Below are 21,242 nucleotides of genomic sequence, written 5' to 3'. Positions count from 1 at the left end.
TATCGTGCTATCGGGCGGCAGGTGATTTGATGCGACTCGGGCCATCGATCGCATAACGTGTGCGGTCTTCATAAAGCGTGCGTTTCCTAACTTCATGTTGGCAGCGGTCGAGTCGCCGGGCGCTAGCGATCGGGCATGTGCCCGCGCGCCGGTCCAATGACTGATATTCACTTAGAGACGGTTTCAAAATGGCCCCTTGGGGCTGTTAGACTTTCGCGGCGAGCTGTTAACCTCAGGCATCGGAACAACCGAGACTGAGGAGATGGACAAGCCGATCATCGACGACGAATTGTGGACACTGATCGAGCCGTTACTGCCGCCATCCAAGCCACGGCGCATGAAGAACCCGGGCCGCCTCCCGGTTTCGAATCGCGCCGCGCTGACCGGCATCTTGTTCGTTCTCAAGACCGGACTGCGCTGGCGCGATCTGCCTGCCGAGATGGGTTGCGGCTCGGGCGTGACATGTTGGCGACGACTACGCGACTGGCAGGCTGCGGGCGTGTGGGACCGTTTGCACGAGCTGCTGCTCGCGAAGCTGCGAGCAGCAGACCAGATCGACTTCTCGCGAGCCGCTGTCGATTCATCATCGATTCGCGCCGTTGGGGCGGGTCAAAAACTGGGCCAAACCCTACCGATCGCGCGCGACCCGGTTCCAAGCACCACATCGTCACCGACGCCAACGGCACGCCGCTTGCCGCGATCCTGACCGGCGCGAACGTCAACGACGTCACGCAATTGCTGCCGCTGATCGACGCGATCCCGCCGATTCGCGGTTTGCGCGGCCACCCGCTGCACAGACCGCGTGTGGTCTACGCCGATCGCGGATACGACTCCGAGCGACATCGAAGAGCGTTGCGCAATCGCGGTATCGAGCCGGTGATCGCCAAGCGCCGTACCGAACACGGCAGCGGCCTTGGCAAATATCGCTGGGTCGTGGAACGCACACATGCCTGGCTGCATCACTTCCGTCGTCTCCGCATTCGTTTCGAGCGCCGTGCTGACATTCACGGCGCGTTCCTCAAACTCGGTTGCTGCCTGAGCTGCTGGAATACCCTCCGGCGCGCCGAGCAGCCTTTATGAAACCGTCTCTTAAGGAATCGAGATCGTGAACATTGCAGTTGAGCAAGACAAAAATATTGGTGGACACGCCGAGGACTCGCTTAGGGTCGTCGAGACCCAGTACGGCAAACTGCGCGGTCGTGTGAGCGATGGACTGGCGTCCTTTCTAGGCGTTCGATACGGCGCTAACACTGCGGGAGCGAATCGGTTCATGCCCCCGCAGCCGGTGACGCCTTGGACCGGTATCCGCGATGCACTCGTGCTTGGCGATCACTGTGTGCAAACCAACCCTGACTTTCCGGTTTGGCTCAATCCCGGCCCGGCGAGCGAAGATTGCCTGACGTTGGACGTCTTTTGCCCGGCGAGTGCTACTGAGTCCTCACGATTGCCGGTCATGGTGTGGCTGCACGGAGGTGGCTATTCGTTTGGCTCAGGCTATGCGCCTGGGTACAACTGCGGCAATCTTGCCAAGGGTGGCAACGTCATTACGGTGGGGGTCAATCAACGTCTGCACGGGTTCGGCTATACCTACCTGGGCGACGACGAACGCTTCGGCACGGCAGGCAATGCAGGTCATCTTGACATCATCGAGGCGCTGAAGTGGGTGCAAGCCAACATCGAGCGCTTCGGCGGTGACGCGAGTAACGTTACCGTGTTCGGGCAATCGGGCGGGGGCGGCAAGATCACCATGCTCTGCGGCATGCCGGCTGCACGGGGCCTGTTCCATAAGGCCATTGTTCAGAGCGGTTCGATAATGAAAATCCGAACCACTCGTGAAGCGTCGATGCTGACTGATGCCGTTTTCGATACCCTCCAGCTCAAACGCGGTGACATCCGAGCGCTGCAGGCCGTGCCAGCCGACACGCTTGTTCGGTGCTTCGATAAAGTCGCCGCAGAAACCAACACCTACTACACGCCGTATCTCGCGTTTGGTCCCACGGTGGACGGGCGCGTCATGCCTGACATGGTCTGGCGCGACAAGGCTCCCGATTTCGTGCGCGACATTCCATTTCTAATCGGCCTGAACACCGACGAGGGTGCGACGTACGTTGGCCTCGACATGTATGGTCCATTGAAAGCGGATGTGGACATCGCAAGACTGTGCGCGAAAAGTCAATTGCAATGGAACTTCAGTGTCGAAGAACTGGTTCCCGTTGTCCGAAAGTATCGCGAATTGATGCCCCATCTTTCCGACGCGGAGATGGTTGTCCGGGTCGCATCCGATGTCAGCTTTCGGAAGGGCGCTGTCATTCAGTCGGAGCTCCTCATTGCCCGTCAGGGGGCGCCGGTCTACATGTATGAATGCGCGTGGAAGACGCCGTGCTTCCGGGGGAAATGGGCCGTTCATGGGGTGGAATTGCCCTTTATCTTTGCGCTCGACGAATACGGTACGGCGTGGGACGGAGAGGATACGGATGCGCTGCGCGCTGCGGCCGATCCTGAGAACAAGCGAGCCGTTGTCGGCCGTCATATGTTCGACGCGTGGGTTAGCTTTGCTCGGAGCGGAAATCCTTCGACGAAGGATTTGCCGTGGCCGACGTACGATTCCTCCTCGCGCACGACCATGGTCTTCGGACCGGAGTCGAAGCTGGTCGACGATCCTGAAAGGGAAGTTCGAGGGCTCTTGATGAGTCTGTGAGCCGGCCTCAGTATTCTCGGATCAAAACGATGCTCGTTTGCCCAAGGACCTGATTGGTCCTTGGGCGAAGAGACGGTCTCGAGGTGATCCGGCCCGAGGCCATGGCGCAACAACTTTACCCCACCCTTGCCAAGAGTCTGGCAAACCTGTATTCCTATGACCATCGTGAGTCTGCCTTAACTGACCAGCATAGATCATAGGTGCAATGAGCGGCCGTGCAAGCCGCGCGCGAGCTTCGACGATTAGTGTCCACATTTTGCCTGAGCGATTGGTGGCGGCACCGGCGTGCATAAGACGAGCGATGACTGGGTAAAACGGAGTGTCTTGGGGGGAGAATTCCCAATTTTGGCGGATCCTGGCGCGGCCGCTCGAGGCGTCTTCCCATTTCGATCGGATCGATGTTCGTGTAGTTCCGATCCGGGTGCACGCCGGAGGTGCGCCACAACTCGCGGCGATGGATTATATGCTGCGGCACATCAATCGCTAACGATGCATTTTATGCTGACAAAGGTTATGACTCGGCTAGCTCTTTGCGACACGAGCATATCTCGATCGCTACAGCAAGACGCGGACGTTCGAATGAAACGGAAAGGCGCTTTTGCAAGAAAGGCTGTTGCGCTTGAGCTAAGTGCGGACCGCCATCGCGGATGGTGAGCTCGTCTTCGCGGGCAAGTTGCGCTCGGCTTTGCTTGACAGCCGCGCGTCGTTTCATGTGCCAAGAAAGTCGTTTCCGCACGGTTGCAAGTGCGTATCCTAGGCCACAACTGTCACGATACAGCGACATGGCTAGTACCGTCTGCGCCTCCTCCTACATCGGTGCCATGTCCGCGGATTGCAATGTCAAGTAGCGGCCGTTCCTTATATCGCCTATACCCCTCGGTGTGCGCGCAATTCTGACATCGGACGCCTCCTCGTTTCCCCTGACTCATCGAAAAATATTTTGACTCGTGAGTATGCTCGTGCATACTGACTGAGTGGTCAAATTTAGAGGTCAATTGGTCTAATGGCCAGTGAAAACGTGGGTTGTGCGGCTGGGGAAACCGACTTGGTGCAGACAAATCTCGATAGGTCTCCTGGCCACGCCTTTTTCAACGGAAAACCGGTGAGCAGCATGGGTGATATTTCAGAAGTGAGTGCGATCATGGGGGCTCAAGCAGATACTTTCACTCCCTTGTTGAAGCTGGATGCCGTTTCGAAGGCGTATGGGGACCATCAGGTTTTGCTCAATGTCCACTTGCAGATGATAGCGGGGGAAGTTGTAGCAGTGATTGGCCCGAGCGGCTCGGGAAAGAGCACCTTATTGAGATGCATCAACCAGCTCGAGCCGCCGACTGCGGGCGCCGTGACTGTTGATGGAGTGCAGATTGTCGCAGGGCAGGCCCCGGGGAAGGCAAAACTTAACCATTTCAGGCGTACGCTCGGAATGGTGTTCCAGTCATTCAATCTTTTTCCGCACCTTACCGTGCTCGAGAACGTCAGCCTAGCCCAATGTCGTGTATTGGGGCGCTCTAGAGAAGAGGCCAACGAACGCTCTCTTGCGCTTCTGAAGCGAGTTGGTCTTGCTAATAAGGCGGACCAATATCCGGCCCGCTGCTCCGGTGGGCAACAACAGCGTATCGCGATTTCGCGTGCCCTGGCACTCGACCCCAAAATAATGCTTTTTGACGAGCCGACATCGGCGCTTGATCCTGAAGTCGGTCTTGAGGTGCTTGCCGTGATGAGGGAGCTAGCCGAGGACGGCATGACGATGCTCGTGGTGACGCATGAGATGCGATTTGCTGAGAGTGTGTCTGACCGAGTGATTGTGATGGCAGATGGCGGCATCTTAGAAGAAGGGAGTAGCAGGGAGGTCATGCAACATCCGAAGACCGAGCGTGTTCAGCGTTTCCTCTCAGCCGTGAGGAATCGGTGATGGAGCACCTTCTCTCAACGATTGCGATTGCTGTTATTCAGGCGCTGCCGTGGACGCTGATGCTCACGGCATCTTCTTTCGTAATCGGTGCAGTTCTCGCAGTGCCGATTTGCACCGTCGCATCGTCCAAGAGCGCTGTCGTGAGAACTGTATCGCACTCCATCATACTTGTTGTCCGATCGATTCCGCCAATAGTGTGGCTATTCATAATTTTCTTCGGAATTGGAAACGGACTCGTTGCTATGAGTCCGATGACAGCTGCAGTAGCTGGTCTTGGACTTATCACTGCAGTAAATCTTGGTGAGATTTATAGGGGCGCCATGAAGGCGATCCCGGCTGGCCAGTTCGAGGCAGCGAAGGTGCTTGGACTATCGGGGTTACGTCAGTACACGGAGATCTTAGCTCCACAGATCTTTCGAGTTGCCCTTCCTTCTGCCGCTACCTATGCAATCGGTCTTTTGAAAGATACTGCCGTAGCGTCGACAATTGGTGTACCCGAGATGGCGCAAGCGGCATATCGAGTGTCGCAACAGACCTTCCGGGGGCTCGAGGTCTACATCATATCGGGATTGTTCTATTTCGCAATTAGCCTTGTGATGGCCTATGTATCGAGAAGTCTAGATAAACGCTTGAGACTACGGATTGCACGATGAGCCCGTTCTTTGATATGTGGATTCAGTGGTTACCGACGCTGGCGCAAGGACTTCTTACGAGCTTGAAAGTAACCGTCCTCTGCATGCTTATTGGCGTGCCACTCGGCCTCTTTTTTGCGCTCGGAGTCGGTACGTCGAAGCGTGTATTGCGGAACATCACAATTGTGTTGGTAGAGCTCGGTCGTGGTGCTCCCGTGCTGATTTTGCTTCAGTTCTTCTACTTTGGTTTGCCGTCGGTCCACATAACACTTTCCTCGTTCTTGTCATCGGTGCTTGCTCTGGCTTGGTGCACAGGCGCATATACGAGCGAGATTATCAGGGCAGGCCTACAGGCGGTCCCGCACGGTCAACGCGAAGCGTCATACGCCATCGGACTTGACGAGGTGGACACGCTACGCCTGATCATCGTACCCCAAGGACTCAGAGTTTCTATTCCGCCGCTGCTCGGATTCGGCGTTGTCATGCTTCAAGCCACATCGTTGTGCTTTACCGTTGCGCTTCCAGAGTTGGTGACAAAGGCGCAGCAGATTGGCTCTGAAACTTTCATGTACATGCCGGTGTTGCTACTTGCTGCTTTGCTCTACACGGTGATTTGCGTCCCATCCACGTTGCTTGTCTCCTCGCTGGAGCGGAGACTGTCTCGACACGAGGCGAAGGTTTAGCACGCGCATTCAATGAGTTTCACTTAAAGACTACACCCAAGAATTTCAACCTCCGGATTGTTCAACAGCACTGATGAATGGAGTCGTCATGAGAAAATCTAAAGAATACGTTGTCAGCCTCACCATTATTGCATCTTCCATAATTGGTATGAATGCAGCGGTCGCAGAGTGTGTGCCGGCCCATCAATTCAAAACGGTTGTGCCGGGTATTCTGACGATCTCGACGGCTGAGTTCCCGCCGTTTGATGTGCCGGGTAGCGGAGGGTCGCTTTCTGGAGTAGAGGGCGATATTTTGAAAAAAATCGCTGAGAAAGAATGTCTGAAAATTAATGCGCTGCCCGTCGGCTTTGGTTCTGCCATCCAATACGTCACTACAGGAAAGGCTGATATTTCGGCGGCTCAGTGGTATCGGACCGCCGATCGCGTGAAGGTTGTCGGAATGAGCGATCCACTCTACCTCGACCAATTGGCGATCTACTCAAAGGAAGGTTACACGACGTTCGACCAACTCAAGGGTAAGCAAGTAGGCACTATCCAAGGTTACAACTGGACGGCTGACCTGCAGGCGTTGTTTAAAGACAACCTTAAGCTTTACCCGACTCCTGTCGCAATGGCCCAAGATTTACAGGCGGGACGCCTGGACGCTGCTCTCGATAGTATCGCTACTGGTCTGTATGCACAAAAGAAAGGTGGTTATCCTGGAATGAAAATCCTCGTCGGGTCAGGAGATCCTCGCGTTCGAGCATCTGTCCAGCCGGCACAAGTTGGATTTGTGTACTCGAAGGGCAACGCTGCCCTCAGCGCTGCCTTGAATGCTGATATCGATGATATGCAGAAGACTAAGGATATTGCTCGGATCATGCAAGCCTATGGATTAGACCCGAAGAGCGCAGATGTGGGGCCAAGCCGATTTATTCAATGAAGTGCTCTCGCTAACAAGGTGGAGGCCCAGCCTTCACCCCGTTTTCGCCTGATCAAAATCAAACGGATCCGAACATAGCTATGAGTATGCGCATAAGTTTCATCAACCCCTTCGGCACATCACAATACAACGCGCTAATTTCGGAGACATTGACCCCATATCTAAGAAAAGATGCGGAACTCGTCGTGACAAACACGACTAATTGCCCGGAGAATATTGACTACTACTACAGCAAACATCTTATCGAAGAGGCTGTCTTTAATGAAGTCATCATGGCCGAGAAGTCGGGATTCGACGCGGTCATTGTAGGCTGTTGCTACGATCCTGGTGTGCGCGTATCTCGAGAGCTGGTTGATATTCCTGTTATTGGGCCGCTTGAGGCCACGATGCTGTTTGCGCCATATTATGGCCACGATTTCGTAGTAGTTACCGACCACCACAAAGCGGTTCCCTATCTGAGAGATATGGTGCGGGTCTACGGTCAGGAATCAAATTGCCGAAGCGTCTCTTGTATCGATTGGTTCGCGTCGGACATGATTAAAGACACTGAGGCAGTGGCTGTCGATGCCGCAAAGAAAGCTGCCGCAGCGATGGAAGCGAGCAATGCTGAGGCTTGTGTCTTCGGCTGCACGCTCATTTCGGCCAGTTATGAGAAATGGCTGCGAGACACCGGTGCGAAACGAAACCATGCTCTTCTCAACCCTAACACGATGGCTTTGAAGATGGCCGAAGCATTGGCTGACCTACGAAGCCAGGGTGGCTATCAGATAAGTCGTGTGGGCTACTACCAGCAGCTTAAGCAGCACAATCCCAGCGAGTTCGAAGTGGTTCGTAGTCAGTTCGCGCGACAGTAATCGAAATATTGATACGCGCGAGGGGAAACTGTCGATCTTAGTGGGTTGGCACAGTAATCGCCGACCGCGTCCCGCCGGACCGATAAACTGACGATATTATGCGCTGGTCCGCGCGGGCGAGCTGCGTAGCGAGTACCCGTCGATGTGGGCGGCAATCGAATCAATTGCGCTGATGGTCGGCTGCACGCCGCAGACGCTGTTGGATCGGGTTTGACCATTACAAGTGGCTGCTGGCGGGGGGGCGTGACGAGTAATAATTCGGGTTCATCGCCGAGTTCAAGTCAGCGTGACTCATTTGTTCGTGTCGGCCATGAAACGTCGTTCGCGTCCTTCATTGCTTGGATGCTCAGAGGTCAGATCCACCCAGTGAGCGGTCATTCCGGTCGGCGAAACGGGCCATTGCGCCTGTCTAGGGCTCGCTCAATTGCGCCTTCAGGAAATCGATAAACAGTCGCGCTCTCGCCGGTAGAAGACGGGTGTCGGTCAACGCGTGCACCTGAACCGGCGCAAGACTCCAGTCGGGGAGCACGCGAACGAGGCGCCCCAACTCGACATCATGCTGCGCTAGCACATTGTTCAGCACCGCAAGCCCGACGCTTTGAATCGCCAGCGCACGGCTGAGCGCGACGCTGTTCATCGCAAAGCGTGTACCGATCATTACGGCGACCGACTCGCCGCCGCGATAGAACGTCCTTTCGGCTCGCCCCTGCTTCCCTACGCCCTCCACGAGGCAGACCACGTGCTGCGCGAGATCGTTCGGGTGGGTGAGCGGCGCAGCGCTGCGCAGATATTCGGGCGACGCATACAGATAGCGCGGCAGCACGGCGATCGGCCGTGCGACGAGCGTCGATGGCGCCGTGGGCGGCGGACCGATGCGGATTGCGAGATCGAAGGGCTCCGCCTGTAGATCGATAGGGCGCGGCGACAGATCGAACTCGAACGCGATCAGCGGATACGCTTTCGCGAAATCCGCAATGATCGGTGCGAGATAACCGGTGGCGAGGTCCGCGGGCATCGATACACGTAGCGTGCCGGTCGGACGTTCGGCCACGTCGAGGAGCCACTCGTGCGCGATCCGCGCTTCCTCGACGATGCTTTGGCAGCGCTTGAAATACACCTCGCCCGCGTCGGTCAGCTCGACTCTGCGCGTCGAGCGATTCAGCAGCCGCAATCCGATCTTCTTCTCCAACTCCGCAATATGACGTGACAGCGTCGAGTTCGGCATATCCAAGGCGTCCGCCGCCCGGCGAAAACTCTTGGTTCGTGCGACCTCAACGAACGCGTGCATGTAGCTGAGCAGTTCCACGGCAATTGCTCCATTGGTGGATTAGTGATTTCAATTTTAGCTCTTTATCCCATTCATGAATCAGATCACCATCTGGACACCCCTTCACCGTTCGAGGAATCGACATGAATCCACTCAACGAAACCGTTCGCATTGGACGCTATACACTGCGCAACCGGCTGGTCATGGCACCAATGACGCGCTCGCGTGCCGACGACACGACTGGCGTACCGTCCGCGCTCGCCTCGCAATACTACGCGCAGCGCGCGGACGCCGGCCTGATCATCGCCGAAGGGACTTTTCCATCGCCGATGGGCAAAGGCTACGTTCGTACGCCGGGCATCCATTCCGCTGCGCAGATCGAGGGATGGACGCGCATCACCGAGGCGGTCCACGAGCGAGGCGGCCTGATTTTCCTGCAGTTGATGCACACCGGGCGCGTTTCGCATCCGAGCATGCTGCCGGATGGGGCGACGCCTGTCGCGCCTTCTGCGATCGCCGCCGTTGGCCAGACATACACCGCGACAGGGCCGCAGGACTTCGTCGTGCCGCACGCGCTCGACATCGACGAGATCGCTGCAATCGTTGACGAGTACCGACTCGCCACGCGTCACGCGTTGCAGGCTGGATTCGACGGAGTTGAACTGCATGCGGCCTCTGGTTATCTGCCGGAACAGTTCCTGTCGTCGGGGACCAATCAGCGCACCGATCGCTACGGCGGATCGCCGGAGAATCGCGCACGCTTCATCGTTGAAGTGCTGGACGCGATGATCGACGAAGCAGGCAGCGATCGCGTCGGCATCAAGATTTCGCCGGAAATGGGCTTCAACAGCGTGACTGACGCGGCACCGCAGGAAACCTACAAGTACCTCGTGGAGCGGGTCGGCATGCTGCAGCTCGCGTACCTACATCTTGCACGGACCGGCAGCGCGTTTGACTACCGCGCGCTGGTGCGGCCACTGTTCAACGGTGCGTTGCTTCTCGGCGGGGGACTGGACCGGGATAGCGCCGCGTCGCTGATCGTGAGCCGCGATGCTGACGCCGCCGTGTTCGGTAGTCTGTACCTCGCGAATCCCGACCTTTTAGAACGCTTCGTCGCTGGCGCGCCGCTCAACGAGCCCGAACGCGAAACGTTTTATTCCGACGGCCCCCAAGGCTATATCGACTATCCCGTTCTAGAGCAAACACGATGAACCGAGTATTTCGCCCCCCGTTCTGATCGCAGCCGCAACTCGGGTTCATCGAGGCCTACCGGGGAACGCGGCGCGGATCTTGAGGAAGAAGTATTCGTCGTCGCGGTAGCTATAAGCCCGGCGCTTGATGACCATGATGGTATTGTTGATGCCTTCAACGATGCTGGTATTGAGCGGATGGCGGCAGCGAGTCACGATTCCGTGCCGGTAGCCCAGCAAGTGCTCGGCGAACTTTTGCAGGGCAGCGATCCCGCTGTGCTGAGCCCGCTCGAACAATCGCTTCCAGGCCGGCTTTCGGTAGAACCAGAGCCCGTTGAACTCGTCGCGTAACACGTAGACGCATAAGAGCGACTGATTGGCCGCCAGGAGCCCTTCAGGTGCATGGCCTAATCTGGCTTAAGGTTGTGGCGGTTGCGCAGCAACAGCCAGCGGCTGAATTTCAGAACCTTGCGGGCCGGCTTGTCATGGCGCAGTTGATTGGCTTGATCGACCCGCACCTGATCGATCACTTCGCGGCCGTACTTGGCCACGACGTGGTATAGGTAGAAGATGATTTCCGCCTGCGGACGCTGTTCCCTGATCTCCAGTTCCTGGGCCGTGGTCATGTCGATCTCTACCGATTCGATACGCTTGGCGAGGCCTTCGGGAAGCTGTTCGAAGAAGGCCCGGCTTCTCCCGCGAGCGTCCGGCCCGATCCAGAGCACTTGCCGGCTGATCGGCTCGACCACCACGGTGGCATAGCGATGGCCTTTATGTAGCGCGAACTAGTCCATCGCCAGATAGCGGATCGTTGACGAGTCGGGTTCGCTCACGCGCGCCCGCTGGCGCATCTTGTCGATCGATTTGCCTGTGTGCCAGCCCAGGTCGAAGGCGGCCGCCACCGCCTGCACGTTGGCCGCTTGCAGCAGCTTCTCGCAGGCTTTGGCGAAGCACTCCGTCACGCGCTGGTAGCGGCCCAGCCACGCCAGTTTCTCCAGTCGTGGACCGCCGCAGCGTCTGGACGAACAAGTTGAGCGGGGCGCGCTGGCTGCATTTCAGGACGAAAGCGCGCAGTTCGCCGCTTTGCGTCTCGCCGAATCGGTGACGGATGACACAGCGCTGAACATCGGCGATGGCTTGTTCGCAGGCGGTAAGAGGTTTCTCAAGTAGATCGGCTTGCTTCTCGACGTTCGTTCGGCACTAGACTCTACGTGGAGTTTCGATGCACATCTTGACGCGCTGAGTTGGCCGATGAACGGCGTCCACGACGATCGTTCGGGCTCCGACATCAAGTTCAATTCGACGATCGTGCCGTCCTATGTGCGCAAGTCGCCGCGCGTGTCAACGACGGTTATCGCGAATCGAAGAAGTCTTGGAAAGAGCTGCTGCTCGACCTGAAGAAACGAACTCTGCAAGCACCGCCGCTGCTTACTGTCGGCGACAGCGCGATGGGGATGTGGGCGACGCTTGAAGAGGTGTATCCGCGGACACGGCACTAGCGCTGCTGGTTCCACAAGATTGGCAGCACGTGCGGACCACGAATCCGATTGAATCGATGGTCGCGACGGTGCGCCATCTCACGAGCCGCAAGCGCAACTGTCTGTCGCGCTCCATCTTCCTCGCGATGGTCGTTCAAGCTGATCGAAGCGGTCGAGCTGACCCGGAGGAAGATTCGCGGCGTCGGCAAGATCGAACCGCTTCTGAAGGGCATTCCTTTCAATGACGACACTCCGGTGATCGAAAGCACACCGGCTCCTCAAGCGCTGGCTGCCCGACCCGCATACACCAGTCTTGACAATTGCTCGAAGATTCTCGCCGAAAGTCATCACGCAACAAACGCGGTGCCCTAAGAGGTGAAACGATGTCTCTGAATCGCACATATCATAAGTGAGCTGCTGGCGCCTTTCATCTGTCGCATTCCAATCCATTTCATATGGAAGTCCTTGCAGATGAAGCACCAGCCACTCTTATTTTTTCCTGCGTTTTTTCTCTCACGCCGTCTTCAGGGCCTTCAGCTTCAACTCCTCGATCATGCGCTCGCGCATGACAAACTTCTGCACCTTGCCCGTGACGGTCATTGGCATCTCGTCGACGAAGCGGATATAGCGCGGCACTTTGTAGTGCGCGATCTGCTCACGGCAGTATTGTCGCACCTCGTCTTCGCTCAACTGCTCGCTCGGGCGCACGACGATCCACGCGCACACCTCCTCGCCGTACTTCTCGTCGGGCACGCCGAAGACCTGGACACTCTGAATCTTTGGATGTCGAAACAACAGCTCCTCGATCTCGCGCGGATAAACGTTCTCGCCGCCGCGGATCAGCATGTCCTTCAGCCGACCGACGATGTTGCAATAGCCATCGACGTCGAACGTCGCCAGATCGCCCGTGTGCATCCAGCCGTCGACGAGCGCCTCGCGTGTGCGCGGCTCGTCATCCCAGTAGCCGAGCATCACCGCATAGCCCTTAGTGCAGAGCTCTCCCGTCTGCCCCACGGGCACGATCGCGCCGGCGGGGTCCACGATCTTCGCCGCGAGATGCGGCCGGATCCGGCCGACAGTGCTCGTACGTTTCTCGAGCGGGTCGGTCGTGGCGCTCTGGAACGAGACGGGGCTCGTCTCCGTCATGCCGTAGGCAATCGTGATCTCCGACAAATGCATGCGGGCGACGACGCGCTTCATCGTCTCGATCGGGCACGGGGAGCCAGCCATGATCCCGGTGCGCAGCGACGTCAGATCGAATTTCTCGAAATCGGGATGATCGAGCTCGGCGATGAACATCGTCGGCACGCCGTGCAGCGCCGTGCAGCGCTCCTCGGCGACGGCCGCAAGCACCACGCCGGGCTCGAACGCCTCGCCGGGGAACACCATCTTCGCACCCGTCGAGACGCAGGCGAGCACCCCCAACACCATGCCGAAGCAGTGATAGAGCGGAACGGGGATGCAGAGCGCGTCGTTTTCCATGAAGCGCATTGCCCTCGCGATATAGCGGGCGTTGTTGACGACGTTGTAGTGCGTCAGCGTGGCCCCTTTCGGATTACCTGTCGTGCCACTCGTGAACTGGATGTTGATCGGATCGCGAGGCGCGAGCGCGGCTCCGAGCGCATCGAGCGCCGCTTTGTCGAGCCTCTTGCGTCCCATTTCGACGACCTCGGCGAACGAGAGCATGCCGGGAGTGGCGGCGTCTCCCATGCGGATCACGATCCTCAGATGCGGCAGGCGTGCTGCATGCAGATCGCCGGGTTCGGCCATGACAAGCTCGGGCGCGAGCGTGCCCAGCATCTCGAGATACATCGACGTCTTGAAGCGTTCGGCGGCGATGATCGCCTTGCAGCCCGACTTGTTTAGCGCATACTCGAGTTCCGCCAGCCGATAGGCGGGATTGACGTTGACGAGGATCGCGCCGATGCGGGCGGTCGCGAATTCCGTCAGCAGCCACTCCACGCGGTTCGGCGACCAGATCCCGACGCGATCGCCTTTCTCGATGCCGAGCGCGGCGAGGCCGGCCGCCAGCACGTCGACCTCGTCTGCGAATTCTCGCCAGGTCCAGCGAATCCCCTGCTCACGGAACACGACAGCCGGCCGCTGCGGAAAACGCCTCACGGTCTCGCTCAGAAACTGCCCGATCGTGACATCGGCAAGCGGGACGTCGGTCGAGCCGCGCACATGGGAAAGGCCATCTTTGGGCACGAGCAGTGCCTCGGTGCCGGGATGCTGTGTGGACATGCGGGAGTGTCTCCGAGATTGAGGATGGTTTGAAGTGCACAGGGCACTCACTGCTTCAGGTCTACTGGCGTGATGTACTTGTAGATATCGTCCTGGAAGCGCACCACCTCGCTGCCGGCCTTCCAGCGCGCCGCGTAGAAATCACCTACGTGCAGGCCCTCATGCGTGGTCTTGCTGACCATGTCACGCAGCATCTCGATGGACTCACCGAGTTCGAACGTGAGTCCGGGCAGTTGAATCATCGTGCGTCTCCTTCGCGGCATGGTTTTTTGCCTTCAGATTAGACGCCGTGTCGGCGACACGCAGTGCCAAGGTATTTGCAATTCGTGCCAGCCTTATGCCCGACCTTGCTTGCTCTATGCGCCCTTCATGGATTGCCTATACTCGCCTGGGCTCTGGCCGGTCCACCGCCGGAACGCGCGATTGAAACTCGCCTCGTTGCGAAATCCCGCCGCAGCAGCCACCTGTTTGAGCGACTTGTGCGATCGGGTCAAAAGTTGCTTGGCGACATCCCTTCGCACTTCATCCTTAATGTGTTGCAGGGAGGTGCCTTCCTCGGCCAAATGGCGATACAGACTTCGGGTCGACAAATTGAGTTCGAACGCCAATACATCAGCATTCGACAGCTCAAGGCTGCGTGTGCGCAGCAGGTCACGAAGGCGCTGCGATAGCAATCGGTCGCGCCGGTATTGCAGCACGATCAGCGGCAGGGGGCGTAGCAGCATCTGGCGCAAGTCGTGGTCATCGCGACGTATGGGAAGCTTGAGGTATTCGGCATCGAAGCTGAACCCGGCGTGTGGTTCCTGAAAGCTCACCCGCCCGCGAAACATCAGGTCATAGGACTTGGAATATGCGGGTTCAGGGTAGGGAAATGTTGCGCTCGTCAGTGGAATGCGTGAGTCGATCAGCCAGCACGCAAAGCCGTGGATATTGCGCAAGGTGCTCACCAAACAAAACTCACGCTGAGGTCCCAAGTTCGCGCGTTCATAGACGTTCAAGTGTGCAACTCCACCTTCAACGCGAAGTTCGAGGCGGATGTCGTCAATTAGCATCGCGTAATGGCGACACCAGCGCGACAACGCCACTCGCAAGTTGGCTGACGGCAATGCGGCGCGACACAGCATGCCGTTAGTACCCCACGGCAGGCGTCGGGAGAACCAGCCGAGCGCCTCGTCATCCAGTTCTCGCATCGCGATATCTGTAAGCACCTCCAACTGATCGGCCGTCATGCATACGTCGGTTCGAGGCAGGCTTGATGGCTGTATTTGTGCGGCGCGCAAAGCGTTGCGGGGGTCTATTCCGTACCGTTCATAGGCACGAATGATTGACTGAGCGAACGCGATGGGTGTTGCTGCGATGGCGGGATTCATTAACATATTGTCCAATCCATTGGCAGGATTTGCAAATAACTTGGCGCGGCGTTGTTTGGAGGCTGTCTAAGCTACTGACACATCTGGACCAGTGATTGTTGAGGAGCGTCGTGCAAATCGTCCCATCCAAACTCAACCCCCGCTCGGCGGATTTCCAGGCCAACGCTGCGCACGTGCGAGGACTGGTAGAAGCGTCGAATGGCAAGGTCGAGCAGGTTTCTCAAGGCGGTGGCCAAGTGGCGCGGCAGAAGCATACCGCTCGTGGCAAGCTTCTCCCGCGTGAGCGCGTGGAGCAACTGCTCGATCCAGGAACTCCGTTTCTGGAAATTGGGCAGTTGGCTGTGCTGGGCATGTACGACGACGAGGCTCCTTCGATTGGTGTCATCGCCGGCATTGGTGGCATCCAAGGTCGTCAATGTGTGATCGTCGCGAACAATGCCACTGTCAAGGGGGGCACACATTACCCGATGACCGTGAAGAAGCACTTCCGCGTGCAAGAGATCGTTAAGCAAAACCATCTACCGTGTATCTATCTCGTCGATCTTGGCGGCGGCTGCTTGCCGCCGCAAGAGGAGGTGTTTCCCGATCGGGATCATTTCGGGCGCATCTTTTACAACCGAGCCAACGTGTCCGCTAAGGGCATCCCCCCCAGATATCGGTAGTGATGGGCTCGTGCACTGCAGGCGGCGCCTACGTGCCGGCGATGAGCGACGAAGCCGTGATCGTCAAGGGGCCGGGAACAATCTTCCTCGGTGGTCCACCGCTGGTGAAAGCAGCCACGGGTGAGGTCTCAGCGCGGAGGATGTGGGTGGATGCGCGTATGCACTCCGGCGTTGCCGATCATCTGGCCGAGAACGACAGCCATACGCTGTTTCTCGCGCCGCATCGCGTTTGGCGGAGAGTCGCGTTCTCCGATGCCGGGGAGGGTGATCGCGTTACTCGCCGAATTAGATTCCGCGGTAAACAAGGGGCAGCATCGCTGCTGGTGATGGAGGCCGTGAAGATGGAACACACTTTGGTGGCGCGCGCCCGCGGTGTCGTCAAGACTTTCCATTGCGCCGCTGGCGATCCGGTGGCTAATGGTGTCGAGTTGATCGAGTTCAAGGTCGTGTCATGACAAAGGCAGTACGCATTGTTGAGGTCGGCCCGCGCGACGGGCTGCAAAACGAACCCGGTATCGTGTCTACCCGCACTAAGCTCGAGTTCATCGAGCGGCTGGCGGGGGCGGGCTTAAGGAACATCGAGGCTACAGCGTTTGTATCGCCAAAATGGGTACCGCAGATGGCGGACCATGCGGAGTTGTTGGCTGCCCTGCCCAAGCGTGAGGGCGTCAGCTACCCGGTCCTGACACCGAACCTGAAGGGTTTCGAGGCAGCAGTGGCTGCCGGTGCGACCGAAGTGTCCGTCTTCGCCGCAGCATCCGAGGGATTCTCGCGCAAGAACATCAACTCCTCGATCAAAGAATCCATCGAGCGTTTCGTTCCCATCGTTGAAGCGGCGCGCCGCCTCGGCGTGCGGGTGCGCGGCTACGTGTCGTGCGCGATCGCCTGTCCCTATGACGGGGTCATTGAGCCTGCCGCCGTGGCGGCAGTGGCCGCCGACCTGATCGCTCTTGGCTGCTACGAGGTGTCGATGGGCGACACGATCGGTGCCGGAACGCCTGCTTCCGTTCAGCGGATGTTGGAAGCCGTGGCCAATAGGGTGCCCGTATCTCGTCTGGCAGGCCATTACCACGACACATACGGCATGGCAATCGCCAACGTGTTGGCCTCGTGGCAGTTTGGGCTGCGCTGCTTCGATAGTTCGGTTGCCGGTCTGGGTGGCTGCCCGTACGCGAAGGGCGCCTCGGGCAATGTCGCCACCGAGGATGTCGCCTATCTGCTCCACAGTCTTGGAGCCGAAACGGGCGTTGACCTCGAACGGTTGGTGGACTGCTCGGCCTGGATCAGCGTCGCGTTGGGACGAACATCGCGTTCGCGCGTTGCGCGCGCCATTCTTGCAAAGCGAGTCACATCATGATCACTCTGTTCCATTGCATGAGCGCGCGGTCGTTCCGCCCGCTGTGGATTATGGAAGAACTCCTGCTGGACTACCAGTTGGTGATGCTGCCCTTTCCGCCGCGTGTTCATGCCCGAGCGTATCTCGACCTCAACCCACTGGGCACGATTCCGCTTCTGGTGGCCGGATCGACACGCATGACGGAGTCGGCAGCGATGTGCCAGTACTTGTGTGCGCGCAACGCGCCAACGCCGCTACAGGTCCTGCCATCTGAAGATGACTTTGGCGCTTACCTCAACTACCTGCACTTCGGCGAGGCGACGCTAACGTTTCCGCAGACGCTTGTGTTGCGCTATTCGCGCTTCGAGCCCTCGTCGCGCAGGCAACCGGGCGTCGCAGAGGACTACACCAAGTGGTTCCTAGCCAGGTTGCGCACACTCGAACCGCGACTGATCGAGCAGGAATACCTGTGTGCCGAGCGCTTTACCGCTGCCGACGTGTCTGTTGGTTACGCGCTGATGCTGGCGCAGTGCCTTGGCTTGGCCGAGCGGTTTACGCCGGCCGTGTCAGCGTACTGGGAGCGCTTGCAACAGCGCGACGGGTATCTGCGTGCCCTGCGGTCGCAGGAAGCCGCGGCAGTGGCACAGGGCGTATCGACAACGCCCGCGCCCAATACGCTTCCCGACGGACATTGACGGAGAAACCAGTGAATCAGACAGCTACGAATATGAAGGAGCGCGAAATCTATGTGGTGGGTGCGGCTCGTACCGCGATTGGTACCTTTGGCGGCTCGATTGCTGGCGTGCCCCCGAGCCAGCTTGCGGTGACCGTGGTTCGCGAGTTGCTTCGCCGCAGCGAAGTCGACCCGGCGCGGGTGGGCCGGATGGATATGGGCAACGTCATTCCGACCCAGGACACCTACATCGGGTGCGTCGTTGCTATCGAATCCGCCATCCCAGAGGAGAGTAATCGTGCGTACGCACGACAGACAGGCTCCGTGCTTGTTCCGTGCGCTACCAAATGAGCCAGCCGGTCCACGAAGTGGCCCCCAAACTCTTGTCGCACAACAACATTGTGTGCGACACATCGTGCCACTTTCTGTTAGGTGTTTTTCCAAAAATGGCGTACGTCACGTTTAAAAGTCACTCGTGAGATGCGGACGCCCGACGCAGACAGCATGTCCTTGCGTCCTCGACCGTGACGCGATGCCATTCCAATCAAGAGGAGACGAAGGTGAGAACGAAGCCAGGAAGTCCGGTGGTGGCGATCACGCTGGCCGCCATTGCGTCGATGGGGATATCGGGTTGTGGTGGAAGTGATGACGCGCCTGCGTCGCCGGTATTGCTGACCGCGCAACAGGCTTGCGACGTGGTGAAGGGAAAGTCAGCTGGCGGTGCGTCGGTAACCGATGCATTGATGGTGGCGGCGACAGGTGCGGATCCGGCTTACTGCAAGGTATCGGCGCTGATCTCGCCGCAACTCGCGATGCAGGTGCAACTGCCGGACAACTGGAACGGGAAACTGCTGTATGAAGGCGGCGGCGGTTACGATGGTTCGATCCAGAATTTCCTGTGGAGCGGGCCGGAAGTCTTGAAAGCGGGATACGCGATCGTTCAAAGCAACGGTGGCCACATCGGTTCCTCTGTAACGGATGCCTCGTTCGCTACAGATCCATTTTTGGCATCCCTGTTCGGGTCAGGTTCCGTTCCGACGGCTGCGGCCGCTGCGAAAGAGATGCTGCATCTAATCTATGGCAAAGCGCCAGACCAGTCTTACTACGAAGGGTGTTCCAATGGTGGGCGTGAGGGATTGATGGCGATCCAGCGAAATCCTGATCTTTTCGACGGTGTGGTCGTCCGCGCACCGGCATACGATTGGCCGGCATTCATGGGCGCGTTCAATCGCAATGTGAAAGCGGTTTCCGCACCCGGAGCGGCGTTCACGCCTGGGAAGATTTCGCTGCTCGCGAAAGCGATTCGCGACAAATGTGATGCGGCAGACGGGATCGTGGACGGGGTGGTATCCAATCAATCCGCATGCAATTTCGACCCTTCTGTCCTTCGCTGCCCAAGCGGTACCGATGCCGGTGATTCATGCTTGTCGGACGCACAGATTGCGGCGGCGAACACCTGGACGAGCGCATCGAGTTTCGCCAACGGCACGTATACCTATCCGGGCTGGGCGCTGACGGGCAACGAAGACGACCCGGGCGGATGGTCGCGGTGGTTCACCGGCCCCACGGGCAACGGTAGCGGTTCGCTCCAGTTCCTGTTTCAGGATGCGACGGTGAAGTCGTATCTGACCCATGACGCGAACGCGAATTCCCTGGCGTACGACTGGAATTCGAACCCGGCGGCACTGTTCACGATGGCCGCGCTCAATAGCGCGACGAATGCTGACTTGAGCCCGTTCGTCAGCCATGGCGGGAAGCTGCTCCTGTGGCACGGCACTGCGGACATGGCGTTGAGTCACCGTGCGACAACGGCGTATTACCAGGAACTGCAACACACGATGGGGGCATCAGCCGTCGGCTCATTCGCTCGCTATTACCAGGCTCCAGGCGTTAACCATTGCTCGGGGGGCCCGGGTGCGGACTCGACAAACCTGGTGGCCGCCTTGGATCAGTGGGTGACGAAGGGCACGGCACCAGGGAACCTCGTTGCATCGAAGCTGAACACGGACGGCAGCGTGGCGTTCACGCGACCCTTGTGCCAGTATCCGCAGTACCCGCGCTACACCGGGCCCGCGAATGATGCAAGGGCCGCGACGCTCGAGGAGAACTATACGTGTACTTCGCCATGAACGTGTCGCGCCGGGCGCGTTAGGGAAACAAGGTCTTTATGGAGGAGATCATGACGGAGAAGGTAGTACCGAAACAACAATACACTCGGGAATTTCAATCCTCCGAATGTGCGAATTCCCTCAAGCCTTCGAGATCCAGAATATGCACCGCTCCGTATTCGGCGAGGATCAGGCCTGCATCGGTCAACGTGCGAAGCGCGCGATTGGCGTTCTGGCGGGAGAGCCCCGAAAGCCTGCCGATCTCTTCCTGCGAGAAGCCGAGCGTCGTCGTCGTGGCGGGATGCAACTGCCGGTTGAAAAGCTCGGTCAGGCAAAATGCCACACGAGCGGGCGCCTCCTGTATCCGCAAGTTCTGAACCAGACCGATGTAGTAGCCGCATCGGGCGTTGAGCTGGTCGATCACATAGCGGCTGAATGTATGACTGTTCTCCAGGAGCTGGAAAAACGTCGCACGCGGCATGAAGGCCAACCGGCTGTCCCGGACTGCGGTGACGGAGTAGGCGCGAGGTTCGTCCTTCAGGACGCTGCCTTCCCCGAACCACGAGCCCGCCGGGATGCCCGCGAACGTGACGACACGGCCTTTTTTCGATGCGGTATCGACTTTGACGATGCCTTCGATCACACCGAGCCAATGATCCACGGCGTCGCCCCGGTGGCAGGCGACCGCACCGGGGGTGTAGGACCTGTCGAAGCAATCGCGCTTGACCATTTCCTGTTGGCCGTCGGTCAGATTGGCGTACCACGAGCAGCGGGCGAGAAAGGCGTCGACGGTGACGGCGGCCGGCTTGCCGGAGTCGTCGTCGGTTTTTCGGATGCCGAGATCCTCACGGTCGTAAGGCCGTGCCATCTCCGCGGCCGGAGGCACCGCTTCCCGCTTTGCGTCGATGGTTTGCATGCCACAAAGTTGGTTCATCGTTCGGAACAGTAGCGTGCCGTTGCGCAAGGGCGCCCGACGCCACGCATCACGTGGTGCATGGGCCGTTCGCAAGATCAGGATGTACCGGCCGGCCCGTTAAATAGAATTGCAATTCGCTTAAGGGTAGGTTCCGGCATACTCACAGTCAAGGCGCGCGCGCTAGGTATTTGTACCGGCATATCACGAACCGGTACGTGATTTTCCGCATAGGCGTATCATTTGCAACGTACAGGGCGCCAACGGTCAGACGATTCAACGTTGACGATCGTGGGGTGC

General features: G+C 58.5%; 18 protein-coding genes and 3 pseudogenes. 15 read left to right on the top strand and 6 right to left on the bottom strand.

From position 1 onward, the window contains the following. Positions 1-262: 262 nt before the first annotated feature. From DIE06_RS31375 to DIE06_RS31345, 7 genes are all read left to right on the top strand, one after another. A protein-coding gene (locus DIE06_RS31375) for an IS5 family transposase (protein WP_124664750.1) occupies positions 263-1,080 on the top strand; the annotation gives its coding sequence in 2 pieces (ribosomal slippage) (positions 263-611 and positions 611-1,080; 819 coding nt in all). Between the two features lie 25 nt (positions 1,081-1,105). Beyond that, positions 1,106-2,698: a carboxylesterase/lipase family protein gene (locus DIE06_RS31370; RefSeq protein ID WP_260433831.1), complete on the top strand. Its 1,593-nt coding sequence runs from the start codon at positions 1,106-1,108 to the stop codon at positions 2,696-2,698. A 1,111-nt stretch (positions 2,699-3,809) separates the two neighbouring features. Further along, on the top strand, positions 3,810-4,610 hold the full coding sequence (locus DIE06_RS31365; RefSeq protein WP_124664748.1) for an amino acid ABC transporter ATP-binding protein: 801 nt from the start codon (positions 3,810-3,812) through the stop codon (positions 4,608-4,610). After that, positions 4,610-5,263, top strand: a complete 654-nt coding sequence (locus tag DIE06_RS31360; protein ID WP_124664747.1) for an amino acid ABC transporter permease — start codon at positions 4,610-4,612, stop codon at positions 5,261-5,263. The genes DIE06_RS31365 and DIE06_RS31360 overlap by 1 nt, the downstream gene beginning before the upstream one ends. Beyond that, positions 5,260-5,925, top strand: a complete 666-nt coding sequence (locus DIE06_RS31355; protein ID WP_124664746.1) for an amino acid ABC transporter permease — start codon at positions 5,260-5,262, stop codon at positions 5,923-5,925. Before DIE06_RS31360 ends, DIE06_RS31355 begins: the two co-directional genes overlap by 4 nt. Before the next feature lie 88 nt (positions 5,926-6,013). After that, entirely contained in the window at positions 6,014-6,847 is an 834-nt protein-coding gene (locus DIE06_RS31350; RefSeq protein ID WP_260433830.1) for an ABC transporter substrate-binding protein, read from the top strand. 80 nt (positions 6,848-6,927) lie between these two features. Then, positions 6,928-7,701 carry an aspartate/glutamate racemase family protein gene (locus DIE06_RS31345; protein WP_124664744.1) on the top strand — a complete coding sequence of 258 codons (774 nt, stop codon included), beginning with the start codon at positions 6,928-6,930 and terminating at the stop codon, positions 7,699-7,701. Positions 7,702-8,110: 409 nt separating this feature from the next. Here the strand turns inward: DIE06_RS31345 and DIE06_RS31340 are convergent, their stop codons facing one another. Continuing rightward, complete coding sequence (locus tag DIE06_RS31340; RefSeq protein WP_185733514.1) at positions 8,111-9,007, bottom strand: LysR family transcriptional regulator; 897 nt, start codon at positions 9,005-9,007, stop codon at positions 8,111-8,113. A gap of 104 nt (positions 9,008-9,111) precedes the next feature. On the opposite strand from DIE06_RS31340, the gene DIE06_RS31335 reads away from it, so the two are divergent. Further along, a complete protein-coding gene (locus DIE06_RS31335; RefSeq protein WP_124664743.1) occupies positions 9,112-10,179 on the top strand; it encodes an alkene reductase in 1,068 nt (355 codons plus the stop codon). A 45-nt stretch (positions 10,180-10,224) separates the two neighbouring features. On the opposite strand, the pseudogene DIE06_RS31330 reads toward DIE06_RS31335, so the two are convergent. Further along, positions 10,225-11,174, bottom strand: a pseudogene (locus DIE06_RS31330) (ISL3 family transposase); the annotation flags it as partial. Between the two features lie 253 nt (positions 11,175-11,427). On the opposite strand from DIE06_RS31330, the pseudogene DIE06_RS39620 reads away from it, so the two are divergent. After that, positions 11,428-11,654 (top strand): annotated as a pseudogene (locus DIE06_RS39620) (IS256 family transposase); the annotation flags it as partial. 495 nt (positions 11,655-12,149) lie between these two features. Here the strand turns inward: DIE06_RS39620 and DIE06_RS31320 are convergent. The 3 genes from DIE06_RS31320 to DIE06_RS31310 all read right to left on the bottom strand — a co-directional run bounded on the left by DIE06_RS31320 (position 12,150) and on the right by DIE06_RS31310 (position 15,250). Continuing rightward, positions 12,150-13,880, bottom strand: a complete 1,731-nt coding sequence (locus DIE06_RS31320) for an AMP-binding protein (RefSeq protein WP_124664742.1) — start codon at positions 13,878-13,880, stop codon at positions 12,150-12,152. A gap of 47 nt (positions 13,881-13,927) precedes the next feature. Then, positions 13,928-14,122 carry a hypothetical protein gene (locus tag DIE06_RS31315; RefSeq protein ID WP_257775855.1) on the bottom strand — a complete coding sequence of 65 codons (195 nt, stop codon included), beginning with the start codon at positions 14,120-14,122 and terminating at the stop codon, positions 13,928-13,930. A gap of 114 nt (positions 14,123-14,236) precedes the next feature. Next, complete coding sequence (locus DIE06_RS31310; protein WP_124664741.1) at positions 14,237-15,250, bottom strand: AraC family transcriptional regulator; 1,014 nt, start codon at positions 15,248-15,250, stop codon at positions 14,237-14,239. Between the two features lie 110 nt (positions 15,251-15,360). On the opposite strand from DIE06_RS31310, the pseudogene DIE06_RS31305 reads away from it, so the two are divergent. From DIE06_RS31305 to DIE06_RS31285, 6 genes and pseudogenes are all read left to right on the top strand, one after another. Next, a pseudogene (locus DIE06_RS31305) lies at positions 15,361-16,130 on the top strand (carboxyl transferase domain-containing protein); the annotation flags it as partial. A 108-nt stretch (positions 16,131-16,238) separates the two neighbouring features. Beyond that, the gene (locus tag DIE06_RS39215) at positions 16,239-16,367 is read left to right on the top strand and encodes a biotin/lipoyl-containing protein (protein ID WP_260433832.1); all 129 of its coding nucleotides are present in this window, start codon (positions 16,239-16,241) and stop codon (positions 16,365-16,367) included. Then, positions 16,364-17,269, top strand: coding sequence for a hydroxymethylglutaryl-CoA lyase (locus DIE06_RS31300; RefSeq protein ID WP_124664740.1), 906 nt, complete (start codon positions 16,364-16,366; stop codon positions 17,267-17,269). Before DIE06_RS39215 ends, DIE06_RS31300 begins: the two co-directional genes overlap by 4 nt. Further along, complete coding sequence (locus DIE06_RS31295) at positions 17,266-17,943, top strand: glutathione S-transferase family protein (protein WP_124664739.1); 678 nt, start codon at positions 17,266-17,268, stop codon at positions 17,941-17,943. The genes DIE06_RS31300 and DIE06_RS31295 overlap by 4 nt, the downstream gene beginning before the upstream one ends. Positions 17,944-17,954: 11 nt before the next feature. Beyond that, on the top strand, positions 17,955-18,272 hold the full coding sequence (locus DIE06_RS31290) for a hypothetical protein (RefSeq protein ID WP_124664738.1): 318 nt from the start codon (positions 17,955-17,957) through the stop codon (positions 18,270-18,272). A gap of 209 nt (positions 18,273-18,481) precedes the next feature. Beyond that, complete coding sequence (locus DIE06_RS31285) at positions 18,482-20,050, top strand: tannase/feruloyl esterase family alpha/beta hydrolase (protein ID WP_260433829.1); 1,569 nt, start codon at positions 18,482-18,484, stop codon at positions 20,048-20,050. A 94-nt stretch (positions 20,051-20,144) separates the two neighbouring features. Here the strand turns inward: DIE06_RS31285 and DIE06_RS31280 are convergent, their stop codons facing one another. After that, a complete protein-coding gene (locus tag DIE06_RS31280; protein ID WP_257775850.1) occupies positions 20,145-20,945 on the bottom strand; it encodes a Crp/Fnr family transcriptional regulator in 801 nt (266 codons plus the stop codon). Positions 20,946-21,242 lie beyond the last annotated feature (297 nt).

Source organism: Burkholderia sp. Bp8998 (genome assembly GCF_003854235.1).
GTDB lineage: Bacteria > Pseudomonadota > Gammaproteobacteria > Burkholderiales > Burkholderiaceae > Burkholderia.
This window is presented reverse-complemented; position numbering and strand designations above follow the sequence as displayed.